Origin of the sequence: Nocardia sp. NPDC058658 (genome assembly GCF_042716665.1) — a bacterium.
Lineage (GTDB): Bacteria > Actinomycetota > Actinomycetes > Mycobacteriales > Mycobacteriaceae > Nocardia.
The window spans coordinates 314,643-327,234 of the sequence record NZ_JBHXRR010000001.1; the positions used below are offsets into that span (position 1 = coordinate 314,643).

Consider the following 12,592-nt stretch of genomic DNA (forward strand, 5'->3'; position numbering starts at 1 on the left):
GGTCGGGCCGAACTATTGCCAACAGATTGAACACACGTTTAACATATTGAACATGCGTTCAGCCGATCTCACGACCGCCGCCCGCATTCGCGATGCCGCGATCGAATTGTTCGGTGAGCAGGGCTTCGGCGTCGGCGTGCGGGCGATCGCCGCGGCGGCCGGAGTGTCGCCCGGACTGGTGAACCATCACTTCGGTTCCAAGGACGGTCTGCGCGCGGCCTGTGACGATCGTGTGCTCGAGATCATCCGCGACCAGAAGTTGCGCACCATCCAGGCACCGGGGCCGGCGGCGATGCTCACCGCGATGGCCGAGATCGAGACGTACGCACCACTGGTGGCCTATCTGATGCGCAGCTTCCAGGCGGGCGGCGCGTTGGCGGAGTCGCTGCTCGAGCACATGATCTCCGACGCGGAGCAGTACATGCAGACCGCGGTCGACGCGGGCACGATCAAGCCGAGCCGCGATCACGCGGCCCGTGCTCGCTACATCGTGCTCTGCCATGTCGGCGCGATGAACCTCTACCTCCAGATGCGCATGCACCGCGACGGAAAACTCGACTACCGCACAGCGATTCGCGAACTCTCCGACGAGACCGCCTTCCCGGCGCTCGAGCTCTACACCCAGGGCTTGCTCACCGACTCCACCATGCTCGACACCCTTTTCGAGGAGTAGACGATGCCCACCCCCACCACCGACCGGGTCATCGACGTCACGGATCTGCGAAAGACGTTCGGCCGCTTCACCGCACTGGACGGACTCGACCTGTACGTCGACACCGGCGAGATCCACGGATTCCTCGGCCCCAACGGCGCGGGCAAGTCCACCACCCTGCGGGTTCTACTCGGAGTACTACGCGCGTCCGGCGGGCAGGCAGCCGTGTTCGGGCGTGATCCGTGGACCGATGCGGTCGAGCTGCATCGCCGGATCGCTTATGTCCCAGGCGATGTCACCCTGTGGCCGTCGCTGTCGGGCGGCGAGACGATCGATCTGCTCGCCCGCATGCGCGGTGGACTGGACGAGGCGCGCCGCACCGAGCTGATCGAACGTTTCGAGCTGGATCCGACGAAGAAGGCCCGCGCCTATTCCAAGGGCAACCGGCAGAAAGTCGCTCTGGTGTCGGCCTTTTCGGCGAACGCGGACCTGCTGATCCTCGACGAGCCGACCTCGGGCCTTGACCCGCTCATGGAACAGGTCTTCCAGGACTGTGTGCGTGAGGCGGCCGCGCGTGGTGCGACAGTGCTGCTGTCGAGCCACATCCTGTCCGAGGTCGAGCATCTGTGCGACCGGGTGACGATCATCCGCGCCGGCCGCACCGTCGAATCCGGTTCGCTGAACGAACTCCGCCATCTGAGCCGCACCGCCATCACCGCCGAGCTGATCGGTGATCCCGGCGACGTCAGCGCGCTGCCCGGTGTCGACGATGTCGAACGCGACGGATCGACACTGCGCTGCCAGGTCGACGCCGACCACCTCGGCGCCCTGATCCGGGTCCTCGGCGACGCGGGCGTGCGCAGCCTGACCAGCTCGCCGCCGACACTCGAGGATCTGTTCCTCCGCCACTATCACGTCGAGACCGCCGAGAAGGTGCGCGCATGACCACGACCGTCGCACTCCCCCATGTCGCCGGAACATCGCGCACCGCAGGTGAATTCGCGGGCACCGGCCAGATGCTGCGCCTGTACCTGCGCCGCGACCGGGTGGTGGCGCCGCTGTGGGCGTTGTCGATCGGATTGATGCCCGCGCTGCAGATCGTCTCGATCAAGGACATCTACACCACCGGCGAACAACTCGACGGCTTCGCGGCGACCACGGCGGCGAGCCCGGCGCTGATCGCCATGTACGGACCGGTTTTCAGCTCGGCACTCGGTTCCATCGGCACCTGGAAGGCCGGGGCCATGTACGCGGTGATCGCGATCGCCGTGGTACTCACGGTGATCCGCCACACCAGGGTCGAAGAGGAGACCGGGCGCGCGGAACTGGTCGGCGCCACCAGCATCGGCCGGTTCGCCGGTCTCACCGGAGCACTTCTGCTCACCTACGGAGCGTCAGTGGTCGCCGGAATCGTCTGTGCCGCTTCGCTACTGGCCACCGGCTTACCCGTCGCCGGTTCGGTCGCCTTCGGTGCCGCGCTCGCCGGGTCCGGTGTCGTCTGGGGTGCGGTGGCCGCGGTCGCCGCGCAGGTCAGCACCGGAGCGCGCCTGGCCCGTGGCATTGCGTTCGCCGCCCTGGGCGCGGCGTTCGCGGTGCGGGCGGTCGGTGACGCGGGAAACGGTGTGCTGTCCTGGTTTTCGCCACTGGGGTGGTGCCTGCAGATCCGTCCGTTCGCCGACGAGCGCTGGTGGGTACTCGTGCCCCTGGCCGCCCTCGGCACCGTCGCGACCCTGTTCGCCTACCGGTTGCTGCGGACCCGCGATATCGGCGCGGGTCTGCTGGCCGACCGTCCCGGGCCTCCGGTTGCGGGCACCGCGCTGTCGGGTCCGGTGGGTCTGGCCTGGCGGTTGCAGCGGGGTTCGCTGCTCGCGTGGACGACCGGTTTCGCCCTGTACGGGCTGCTGATCGGCGGTGCGGTGAACAGTATCGGCGGCATGCTCGACGACAGCGGCACCCTGCAGGACGTGGTCACCTCGCTGGGCGGGTCGGCGGATCTGGAGAAGGCGTTCATCGCCTACGCCGTCACCATGCTGGCCGCGGCGGCTGCCGCCTACTCCGTGTCGGCGGTGCTGCGGCTGCACGAAGAGGAGAACACGGGTCGCGCCGAAACGGTCCTGGCCGGTGTGGTGGGGCGCGTGCGATACGCCTCGAGCCACCTGCTGTTCGCGATCGGTGGGCCCGCCGTGGCGTTGCTGGCGTCCGGGCTTGGGATCGGGATCGTCTGGGGCGCAACCGATGGCGATCTTGTCCGCAAAGTCGGCCAGTCCTTGGGTGCGGTCGCGGTGCAGTTGCCCGCGGTCTGGGTGGTCACCGCCATCGCGATGCTGTTGTTCGGCGCTTTGCCCAAGTACGCGGCACTGGCTTGGGCCGTCCTGAGCGCGATGATCGTGATCTTCCTGCTCGGTTCGCTCGGCAGTTTCCCGCAGTGGATCCTCGATCTGGTCCCCTTCGTCCACCCGCCGAAACTGCCGGGCGCGGCATTCGACATCGTGCCGATCACCTCCCTCGCAGCCCTGGCCGGAACGGGAATCCTCGTGGGCCTCATCGCCTTCCGCCGCCGCGACCTGCGCTGACCGACGTGCGCCGCGCACACCGCCGGGAGTGCGGCGCCATGGTCGTTGCCGAACCGCCGGTGGTGATTCACGCACCACCGGCGGTTTCAGTACGCGCCGTCGCCGCGGGTGACCACCCCGATGGTGCGCGCGATCAACGCCAGATCCAGGACCATCGACCAGTTCTCGACATAGGACAGGTCAAGCCGCACCGAATCCTCCGGCGACAGGTCCGAGCGCCCGCTGACCTGCCACAACCCGGTGACACCCGGCTTCACCAGCAGTCGCCGCCGCATCTCCCCGTCATAGCTGTCGACCTCACGCTGCACCTGCGGGCGAGGCCCGACCACGCTCATGTCGCCGCGCAGCACATTGAAGAACTGGGGCAACTCGTCGAGGCTGTACTTGCGCAGGAACCGGCCGACGGTGGTCACCCGCGGATCGTCTTTGACCTTGAAGAACACCGGGTTTCCGCCGTGCTCCGCGATGAGGTCGTCCACCGCCGTGTCGGCGTCGGGACGCATGCTGCGGAATTTGACCATCCGGAACGGCGCACCGTCGCGCCCGATCCGCTCGGACAGGTAGAACACCGGGCCGGGGCTCGTCAGCTTCACCGCGATCGCGATGGCGGCGAGCATCGGCGCGATCAGCACCAGCACCACTATGGCGAAACACACGTCGAACAGCGCCTTACGGCTGGATTTGGCCAGACCGTATCGCGGCCGATCGATGTGCAGCATCGGCATTCCCGCGACGAGGCGATTGCTCAGGCGCACCCCGGCGATGTCGACCACACCGGGCGCCACGATCAGATCGACACCGAGCGGATCCAATTCCCAGGCCATGCGCCGAAGTTCGGCCGGGCCCAGATGCTCAGTTGCCGCCACCGCGACCGAGTCGGCCCCGCTCCGGCGCACCGAATCGAGCACAGAGCGGTCGTCGCCGAGTACAGACGGTCCGTCAGGCGTGCCGAATCGGTACTCCGCCGAGCCCGCGGGCACGCACACTCCGACGACACGGTAACCGGATCTGGGGTCCCCGGTGAACGCGGTGGCCATCGCACCCGCGGCCTCCGGCGTTCCGACTACGAGCACCGCGGTGTGGCAGTGTCCCGCTGCCCGTCGCGTCCGCAGCCGGAACCGCCAGGCCAGCCGACCGACGATGAGCGCGAACAATCCAGCGGGCAACGCGATGGCGAGATACCCCCGTGCGACCTCGACCCGAAAGAGCAGAGCGAGAATCGCCAACGCGCCGAACAGTCGCAGCGTCACCGAGACCAGCCTGCGGAATTCCTCACTGCCGGTGCCGATCACCTCGGGCGCGCGCGTGCCGTACCCGTGTAGCAGGGTCAGCCAGCCCGCAGCCAGTACCAGCGACACCACCGAGTACCCGACCTCGTACGGCAGTGGCCAAGCCAGCGGCGGTTCGGCGGGCCCACCGAAGCGAATAGCCTGCGCGGCGCCGACCGCGCCGACTACCGCGACGACATCGGTAACGACCAGTCGTTGTACAAACGCGGACTGCCAGTTCTCACGAGCCGTTCGGCTCCGTATAGGAACGCCGGTGACGACATCTACATCACTGACACCGGTGAGCTCGTAGCTCATGAGTCCACACTTCCCCTTCGAGAAACGAGTTGCTTCCCGAACCCCATCGATCGGGCGTCGGCGGATGCCGCTGCTCTACTTCCCCACGATTCGATCTTCGACGGCCGATTGTTACAGGTCGTTCGCAGAGGTTCGCATCGAACCGCGAGCGCACCAAGACATTCCAGAGAATACTGCGCTGTTCCAGCGCGTCCCTGCAGGGCAGGCGTCAACCCATTGCCTTTCGATATGAATGCAGGGAAATACCTTTCCCGCATGATTGACATCACAAAGCCTCGAGCAATGGTCGAGGCAATCAGTGATTGTCGATCGACAAGAAGGCCCAGTCGAACCGCAAAACCTATCACGAATCCATGTCCGACCCATCACTTCGGAATCGAATTTGTGAGCGTTCGCCTGTAACGTCTTGCCCCGTCGGACCGACTTTCGGCATGTCCGGCATCGGCCGTGACAGCTCTGGTGAATGTGTAAGAAGGTGGGGGCTCCACGTGCAATGTCGACTCTGTGATTCCGAAAGGCTCACGAGCGTGCTCGACCTGGGTGCCACGCCCCCGTGCGAGAGCTTCCTGTCCGAGACCGAACTCGATCTGCCCGAGTCGACGTATCCGCTGCATCTGCGGCTGTGTGAGGATTGCCTGCTGTTGCAGATCCCAGCGTTGATCACCCCCGAGGACACCTTCACCGAGTACGCGTACTTCTCCTCGTTCTCCGACAGCTGGGTCCGCCACGCCGAACAGTTCGTCGCCGACGCCGCGCAGCGCCTCGACCTCGGCCCCGACTCGTTCGTCGTGGAGGTGGCCAGCAACGACGGCTACCTGTTGCGCCACGCGGTCGCCCGCGGCATCCGCTGCCTCGGCATCGAGCCATCGGTCAATGTGGGTCTCGCGGCGCGCCAGGCCGGGGTGCCGACGGAAACCGCGTTCCTGGAACAGGATTCGGCCGCCCGCGTGCGCGCCGAGCACGGTCCGGCGGACCTGGTGGTGGCCAACAATGTCTACGCCCACGTCCCCGACCTGCGTGGGTTCACCCACGCGCTGCGCACCCTGCTCAGCGACGACGGCTGGCTCAGCATCGAGGTGCACCACGCACTGAACCTCGTCGAGCTCGGCCAGTTCGACACCATCTACCACGAGCATTTCCAGTACTACACCGTCCATTCCGCCCAGCGCGCACTGGCGATCGCCGGGCTCACCGTCGTCGATGTCGAACTCCTCGGCACTCACGGCGGCTCGATCCGCCTGTGGGCGCGACCCGACGCCGTCGCCGAACCGAGCGCCAGGGTCGGCGAGGTCCTCGACCTCGAACGCGCCGCGGGCCTGCACGAACCGGCCGGTTACGCCGCGCTCGGCGCCCGCGCGGAATCGGTCCGCCAGGACCTGCTGCGCTTCCTGCTCGACTGCCGCGCGGCGGGCAAGCGGGTGGTCGGATACGGCGCCCCCGGCAAGGGCAACACCCTGCTCAACTACTGCGGTATCCGGCCCGACCTGCTCGAGTACACCGTGGACCGCAACCCCTACAAGCACGGCCGCTACACCCCCGGCACCCGGATCCCGATCCACCCGCCGGAGCGCATCGACACGGACAAGCCCGACGTGGTGCTCGTCCTGCCTTGGAATCTCGAAACCGAGATCACCGCCCAGCTCAGCCATGTCGGCGACTGGGGTGGCGAACTCGTGTATCCACTGCCGGTGCTGCATCGTGGCGTCCCGGCGAGCGAACCGGTCGCGGCCGGCGCACACTCCGAATGAAGGTGAACGAACCGATGAAGGTCGTACTGTTCTGCGGCGGATACGGCATGCGCATGCGCGGCGGCTCCGACGACGTCGTGCCCAAGCCGATGCAGCTGGTCGGCCCGCGCCCGCTGCTGTGGCATGTGATGCGCTACTACGCGCACTACGGTCACAAGGAGTTCGTCCTGTGCCTGGGGTACGGCGCCGAGCACATCAAGGACTTCTTCCTCACCTACCAGGAGTCGGCGTCCAACGACTTCGTGATCCGCAACGGCGAAGTGGAGTTGCTCGGTAGCGATATCAGCGACTGGTCGATCACCTTCGTCGACACCGGTGTCGAATCCGCGATCGGCGAGCGGCTGCGCCGGGTGCGCGAGCACCTCGACGGCGACGAGTACTTCCTGGCCAACTACGCCGATGTTCTCACCGACGCCCCGCTGGACACCATGATCGAGCGTTTCCATGCCTCGGGTGCGGCCGCGTCGATGATGGTGGTGCCGCCGCAGTCCTCGTTCCACTGCGTGGACATCTCCCCGACGGGCGAGGTGAAGGACATCGTGCCGGTGGCCCAGATGCCGCTGTGGGAGAACGGCGGCTACTTCGTGCTCAGCCAGGAGATCTTCGATCTGCTCCCGCCGGGCGGCGATCTGGTGGCCGACGCGTGTGGTGCGCTGGCCGGGCAGGGCAGGCTCTTCGGGTATCAGCACATGGGCTTCTGGAAGCCGGCCGACACCTTCAAGGAACGCGCCGAACTCGACGACGCCTACCGCAACGGCACGCGCCCGTGGATGGTGTGGGACCAGCCGTGATCGGGTTGTTCACCCGTCCACCACGCCGGATCGCGGTGCTCGGCGCGCACTGCGACGACATCGCGATCGGTATGGGCGCAACACTTCTCGCGCTCACCGGCGCCGATCCCGGTGTCGAGGTGCGGGCGCTGGTGCTCTCCGGCGGCGGCACCGCACGCGAGGACGAAGAGCGGGCGGCCTTGACCGCGTTCTGCTCGGGCACCGAGCCGGAGCTGCGGGTTCTCGATGTGCCCGACGGTCGCGCCCCCGCGCACTGGGACCGGATCAAGGACGCCCTCGCCGAATTCCGTCGTGGCGGTGAACCCGAAGTGGTGTTCGCCCCACACCGGGACGACGCCCACCAGGACCATCGCCTGCTCGCCGAACTGGTGCCGACCGAGTTCCGCGACCACCTGACCCTGGGTTACGAAATCCTCAAGTGGGAGACCGACACCCCGGCTCCCACCCTGTATCACCCGTTGAGTCACGCACTGGCACAACAGAAGTCGGAACTGCTGCACAAACACTATCCGTCGCAGACCGGCCGCGACTGGTTCGACGACCAGGCCTTCCTCGGGTTGGCCCGGATGCGTGGCGTGCAGTGCCACGCACCGTATGCCGAGGCGTTCGTGCTCGACAAAGCGATCATCAGATGGGAACAGACGTGAACATGCGGGTATTGGTCACCGGGCACCAGGGCTATCTCGGCACCGTGATGGTGCCGGTGTTGCAGGCGGCGGGCCATCAGGTCACCGGTCTGGACATCGGCTACTTCGCCGACTGTGTGCTGGGCGAATTCGCCGGTGACCCAGAGGGTTTGGCGGTTGACCTGCGCGAGGTCACCGTCGAGCAGCTGCGTGGCTTCGACGCGGTGATCCACCTGGCCGCGCTGTCGAACGATCCGCTCGGTGCGCTGGCGCCGGAGATCACCTACGACATCAACCATCACGCGTCGGTGCGGCTGGCCCGTCTCGCCAAGGAAGCCGGGGTCTCGCGGTTCCTCTACGCGTCGACGTGTTCGGTCTACGGTGCCGCCGGTGCCGACCTCGTCACCGAGGACGCGCCGCTGCGCCCGATCACGCCGTACGCCGAGAGCAAGGTGCGCGTCGAAGACGATGTGGCCGCCATGGCCGACGACGATTTCGTCCCGGTATTCCTGCGCAACGCAACGGCTTTCGGCTTCTCGCCGCGTCTGCGCGCCGATATCGTGCTCAACAACCTGGTGGGCTACGCGGTACTCACCGGCGAGGTGAAGGTGCTCTCCGACGGCACCCCGTGGCGGCCCCTGGTGCACGCGCAGGACATCGCGACCGCGTTCGCCACCTGCCTCACCGCACCGGCCGCCGACGTCTCGTGCCGGGCGTTCAATATCGGCACCGAGGTCAACAACCTCACCGTCGCCGAGATCGCCGCCTCGGTGGTCGAGGCAGTGCCCGGCTCCAGCCTGCTGATCACCGGCGAGAGCGGCGCCGATCCGCGCTCCTACCGGGTCGACTTCTCTTACGCGCGTGCGGTTCTCGGCTTCGAGGCGCAGTGGACGGTGCCCGCGGGCGCCGCCGAACTGTTCACCGAGTACACCGCGCGCGGACTCACCTCGGACGCGTTCTTCCGCCGGTTCACCCGGCTGCCGCACCTGCAGGGCCTGTGCGATTCCGGCGTGCTGGACGCGCGGCTGCGCCGGATCAGTGCGTCGGCTTCAGCCTAGCCAGCAGCGCGGCCCAGCTCCCGGCGTCGGCGTCTCGCGCGGAGACCGGGCCGACGGGCAGCGGCCAGTCGATGGCCAGCTCGGGGTCGTCGTAGGCGACCCCGAGATCCTCGGCCGGATCGTGCGGGCGGTCGATGCGGTAGCAGACGTCGGCGATGTCGGTGAGCGCCTGGAATCCGTGCAGGAATCCCGGCGGCACGTACAGGTGGTGGAACTGCTCGTCGTCGAGCCGGAATGCTTGGCGCGCACCGAAAGTCGGCGACTCCGGCCGGATGTCGACGAGTACGTCGTGCACCGCGCCGTGTGCGCAGCGCACCAGCTTGGCCTCACCGCGTCCGCCACGTCCGTGCATGCCGCGGATCACCCCGCGCACCGACCGCGACTGCGAATCCTGCACGAATGTCGCCGCCGCCCCCGGCACCCCGAGGTGGGCGTCGAACTCGCCCGCGTCGAAAGTACGGGTGAACAATCCACGCTCGTCCCGGAACGGTTCGGGAACGAGTACCACCACGTCGGCCAGTTCGGTCCGCTCGATACGCACGAGGACATCCTTACATGACCCGCCGATGCCGTGGTTGCGCGAAGACCGCGCTCACCCCTGTTCTCGACCTCGGCACAGTGCCCGCGGCCGATCACTTTCCGCCACGTGACACTCCGATCGCGACCCTCGAGGTGGGCCACCCGCTGCGCATGGACCGGTGCGCGGCGTGCGGGCTGGCCCAACTCGCCGACGACGACACCGTCACGGCGGAGCCTCGCGGCATCGAACCGCAGGCCCTGCGCGACCAAGCCGCCGAGGCGGTGCGCCTGGTCCACGACGCCGGGCTGCTGCGCGGCTCGACAGTGACCGAGTTCGGCAGCCCCCATGGCGGCACCTGGCTGCCCCTGCTCGACGAGCACGGCTTCAGCGAGATCGCCGACGGCCCCGCCGATGTGGTCCTCGATTGTTTCGGCATCATGCACGAACCGGACCAGCGAGCGGCCTTCGCCGCACGTGCCGCGGCGACGGCGCCCGACGGCGTGCTGCTGGTGCAGTACCACTCGCTGGCCACGATCGTGGCGCAGGGACAGTGGAATGCGTTGCGGCACGGGCACTTCGCGTACTACTCCCTGGACACCCTGCGCACACTCCTGCGGGCTGCGGGGATGAGCGTGGTCACCGCGTGGGAGTTCGACCTCTACGGTGGCACCGTGCTCCTCGCGGTTCGCCACGGTGAGCACGCTCCCGATCCCACGGTGCGGCGGATTCTCACGACCGAGGCCGATTCGCTCCGCGCCATCGCGGGCCTGCAGGAGACCGTCGACAGCCACGTCGGCACCCTCCGCGACTGGCTGGACGGCGGTGCCGCACAAGGACATCGGGTGTACGCCTACGGCGCCGCGTCACGGGCCGTCGCCCTGTTGAGCATGGCGGGCGCGCACCGCGGACTGCTCGCCGGAGTGGCCGATGCCTCACCGGCCAAGCAGGGCTGCCGGATGCCCGGTACGGACGTGCCGATCATCTCCCCCGCCGACCTCGTCGCCGCCGACCCCGATGTCGTCCTGCTGACCCTGCCCGATCTGCTCGCCGAGGTGAGCGCCGGACTGCCCGAACTCGACGGCCGCTGGATTATCGACGACCCGGCGGGCCCACGCCGGTAATAGTCGCGTGTGAAGACTGTGGCATAGACGATCTTATGTTGATCAGCGCGTCGCCGAATCCCGTGGGATACTCGGATCGCCCAGCGCCGCACCATGATCGGGTTCCGGTCACCGCTGGACCATCGCAGTGTCGCGGTGGCCGGTGCCCGGATCACAGGGGGCCAGCGGCGTCGAACGCAGCGTTCGGCGGGCGAGTATCCAGGGGAAGAACTCTGATGAGGGGAATTACCGTGCTTCGTCCGCGCGCGCTTCGCGTCGCCGCGATGGCTTCGGCCATCGCCGTCGGTCTCGCCATGGGTGCCGGTTCCGCCGGTGCCGAAATCGACAGCAGCAGTACCGTTCTCGACGGCAAGAACCGCACCGTCGAGGCCATCCAGTCCGACACAAGGGTCGACTTCGTCGCACCGCTCGACGGCAACCCCCTCACCCGTGAGTGGTTCCACAGCGGCGCGGCCTCCTACCGGGTCACCGGCCCCGAGGCCGAGGCGTGGTCGGGCAAGATCATCGTCGGCTACCAGGTCGGCTACCCCGCCACCCTCGACGGCAAGCTGAAGTTCGAGTGGTCGACGCCGAGCCTTGGCATCGAGCTCGGCTCCGACCCGAGCGCCACCATCGACGGCCTCATCCCCCAAGCAGGCATCGAAGTCGCCGTCGGTTTCGGTCCCGGCATCCAGGAGGTCGAGGTCGCCGGTGGCGATATCTCGGGAGCCGAAGGCGTGCTTCGCCTTTCGGGTTTCCACGGCACCGTCACCGGTGTCCTCGGCCAGACCAACGTCCGCCCGTTCGTGAAGATCGTCGGCTCCGGCGGCGACACCGTCGTCACCTACGGCAAGACCTTCTCGATCTGATCCCCACGTAGCACGGCCGTCACCAGGTGGTGGCGGCCGTTCTCATGCGCCTCGCCCGACCGCGCCCAGTGTCCGAACCCGCACCCGTTCCATGATCTGGCCGACCAAACGCAGATCGCCGGTGAAAACGTCGGCGCGCGTGACCAATTCGGGATAGTCGGTGGCGATGCGGTGGTGGAAGCGGTACATGTCGGTCAGCTTGGACCTGGTCGTGGTGCGGCTGCACAGGTTGAACGAGGAGTTTCGCCAAGCGGCGACGATGCGGTCCATGCCGACGAAGTGACCGCCGGTGGCCACGCGGGCGAACAGGTCGACATCCATCGGGAACACCAGGTCGGGGCGCAGACCGCCGACCCGCTGGTAGTCGGCGAGGCGGAACATCGCCGCGGCCGTGGGCCCGAATTCGGCCGGACCGCGACGCACGATGACCTTGGCCAGTTCTCGCGGTGTGCGGCGGCCGAGCAGACCTGGCAGGCCGAGGTCGGTCTCTAGCAAGTCGCCGTTCTCATCGATCACGTCGAAGCGCCCCGCGCAGATCGCGACCGACGGGTCGGCCATCAACTCGATCTGCTCGGTCAGCGCGCCGGGGCGCAGAATGTCGTCGGCGCACACCACTTTCACCAGTTCGCGCGACGCGGCCCGGATCACCCGGTCCCAGTTGGCCCCGATCGGCAGCACCGACTCGTTCCGCAGCACCCGCACCCGGGGATCACCGGTCGACCGCGCGATCTCCCCGGTGCGATCGGCACTGGCGTTGTCGAGGATCAACAGCTCGAAATCGACATCCTCGACCAGCAGCGCTCGCAATGTCACCCCGAGGGTTCGCTCGGCATCGTAAGCGGGCACACAGACCGTCAACCTGGAATTCATGCCAAACCACCCGTTACCCCGACACCACTGATGAACTCCACCGCTCGGGAGCCGAATCTACCGCATCGACGCTCATTAGGACCGATCGCGTTTACTCCCCTAGAATATGGGTACGACGCGAATTTCGCCGGTCGGGAGCACGTCGCGAGACACAGATGAAGGGTGCGGGGGTTGACGACTGGGACCGGAACGGTCAATG

Annotated in this window: 12 protein-coding genes; 9 read left to right on the forward strand and 3 right to left on the reverse strand. The window is 67.5% G+C overall.

Annotated elements, in window-relative coordinates:
* Positions 1–52 precede the first annotated feature (52 nt).
* Genes ACFWUP_RS01465 through ACFWUP_RS01475 form a run of 3 tightly spaced genes read left to right on the forward strand, consistent with a single transcriptional unit; the run spans position 53 to position 3,225 of the window.
* On the forward strand, positions 53–673 hold the full coding sequence (locus tag ACFWUP_RS01465; protein WP_379229683.1) for a TetR family transcriptional regulator: 621 nt from the start codon (positions 53–55) through the stop codon (positions 671–673).
* A gap of 3 nt (positions 674–676) precedes the next feature.
* Complete coding sequence (locus ACFWUP_RS01470) at positions 677–1,597, forward strand: ATP-binding cassette domain-containing protein (protein WP_379229684.1); 921 nt, start codon at positions 677–679, stop codon at positions 1,595–1,597.
* Positions 1,594–3,225: an ABC transporter permease gene (locus ACFWUP_RS01475; protein ID WP_379229685.1), complete on the forward strand. Its 1,632-nt coding sequence runs from the start codon at positions 1,594–1,596 to the stop codon at positions 3,223–3,225. Before ACFWUP_RS01470 ends, ACFWUP_RS01475 begins: the two co-directional genes overlap by 4 nt.
* A gap of 86 nt (positions 3,226–3,311) precedes the next feature.
* On the opposite strand, the gene ACFWUP_RS01480 is transcribed toward ACFWUP_RS01475, so the two are convergent.
* Positions 3,312–4,811 (reverse strand): sugar transferase, encoded by a 1,500-nt coding sequence (locus tag ACFWUP_RS01480; RefSeq protein WP_379229686.1) that lies wholly within the window; start codon positions 4,809–4,811, stop codon positions 3,312–3,314.
* Between the two features lie 488 nt (positions 4,812–5,299).
* On the opposite strand from ACFWUP_RS01480, the gene ACFWUP_RS01485 reads away from it, so the two are divergent.
* The 4 genes from ACFWUP_RS01485 to ACFWUP_RS01500 are packed head-to-tail and all read left to right on the forward strand — an operon-like array spanning position 5,300 to position 9,034.
* Positions 5,300–6,559, forward strand: a complete 1,260-nt coding sequence (locus ACFWUP_RS01485) for a methyltransferase domain-containing protein (protein ID WP_379229687.1) — start codon at positions 5,300–5,302, stop codon at positions 6,557–6,559.
* Between the two features lie 14 nt (positions 6,560–6,573).
* Entirely contained in the window at positions 6,574–7,350 is a 777-nt protein-coding gene (locus ACFWUP_RS01490; RefSeq protein ID WP_379229688.1) for a glucose-1-phosphate cytidylyltransferase, read from the forward strand.
* A complete protein-coding gene (locus ACFWUP_RS01495) occupies positions 7,347–7,997 on the forward strand; it encodes a PIG-L deacetylase family protein (RefSeq protein ID WP_379229689.1) in 651 nt (216 codons plus the stop codon). Before ACFWUP_RS01490 ends, ACFWUP_RS01495 begins: the two co-directional genes overlap by 4 nt.
* A 2-nt stretch (positions 7,998–7,999) precedes the next feature.
* Complete coding sequence (locus ACFWUP_RS01500) at positions 8,000–9,034, forward strand: NAD-dependent epimerase/dehydratase family protein (protein WP_379230915.1); 1,035 nt, start codon at positions 8,000–8,002, stop codon at positions 9,032–9,034.
* Here ACFWUP_RS01500 and rfbC read toward each other — a convergent pair.
* Positions 9,012–9,575: a dTDP-4-dehydrorhamnose 3,5-epimerase gene (gene rfbC / locus ACFWUP_RS01505; RefSeq protein WP_379229690.1), complete on the reverse strand. Its 564-nt coding sequence runs from the start codon at positions 9,573–9,575 to the stop codon at positions 9,012–9,014. The genes ACFWUP_RS01500 and rfbC overlap by 23 nt on opposite strands.
* A 14-nt stretch (positions 9,576–9,589) precedes the next feature.
* Between rfbC and ACFWUP_RS01510 the strand changes: the two genes are divergently transcribed.
* Positions 9,590–10,675 (forward strand): methyltransferase domain-containing protein, encoded by a 1,086-nt coding sequence (locus ACFWUP_RS01510; RefSeq protein WP_379229691.1) that lies wholly within the window; start codon positions 9,590–9,592, stop codon positions 10,673–10,675.
* A 215-nt stretch (positions 10,676–10,890) separates the two neighbouring features.
* Positions 10,891–11,523: an MspA family porin gene (locus ACFWUP_RS01515; RefSeq protein ID WP_379229692.1), complete on the forward strand. Its 633-nt coding sequence runs from the start codon at positions 10,891–10,893 to the stop codon at positions 11,521–11,523.
* A gap of 42 nt (positions 11,524–11,565) precedes the next feature.
* On the opposite strand, the gene ACFWUP_RS01520 is transcribed toward ACFWUP_RS01515, so the two are convergent.
* Positions 11,566–12,393, reverse strand: coding sequence for a glycosyltransferase family 2 protein (locus ACFWUP_RS01520; RefSeq protein ID WP_379229693.1), 828 nt, complete (start codon positions 12,391–12,393; stop codon positions 11,566–11,568).
* Between the last annotated feature and the right edge of the window lie 199 nt (positions 12,394–12,592).

What these genes read in the sequence shown, in the direction of transcription:
- ACFWUP_RS01500 (WP_379230915.1), top strand. Translation starts at nt 8,000, where the DNA reads ATGCGGGTATTGGTCACCGGGCACCAGGGCTATCTCGGCACCGTGATG.
- ACFWUP_RS01510 (WP_379229691.1), top strand. Translation starts at nt 9,590, where the DNA reads ATGACCCGCCGATGCCGTGGTTGCGCGAAGACCGCGCTCACCCCTGTT.
- ACFWUP_RS01465 (WP_379229683.1), top strand. Translation starts at nt 53, where the DNA reads ATGCGTTCAGCCGATCTCACGACCGCCGCCCGCATTCGCGATGCCGCG.
- ACFWUP_RS01470 (WP_379229684.1), top strand. Translation starts at nt 677, where the DNA reads ATGCCCACCCCCACCACCGACCGGGTCATCGACGTCACGGATCTGCGA.
- ACFWUP_RS01490 (WP_379229688.1), top strand. Translation starts at nt 6,574, where the DNA reads ATGAAGGTCGTACTGTTCTGCGGCGGATACGGCATGCGCATGCGCGGC.
- ACFWUP_RS01480 (WP_379229686.1), bottom strand. Translation starts at nt 4,811, where the DNA reads ATGAGCTACGAGCTCACCGGTGTCAGTGATGTAGATGTCGTCACCGGC.
- ACFWUP_RS01475 (WP_379229685.1), top strand. Translation starts at nt 1,594, where the DNA reads ATGACCACGACCGTCGCACTCCCCCATGTCGCCGGAACATCGCGCACC.
- ACFWUP_RS01515 (WP_379229692.1), top strand. Translation starts at nt 10,891, where the DNA reads ATGAGGGGAATTACCGTGCTTCGTCCGCGCGCGCTTCGCGTCGCCGCG.
- ACFWUP_RS01520 (WP_379229693.1), bottom strand. Translation starts at nt 12,393, where the DNA reads ATGAATTCCAGGTTGACGGTCTGTGTGCCCGCTTACGATGCCGAGCGA.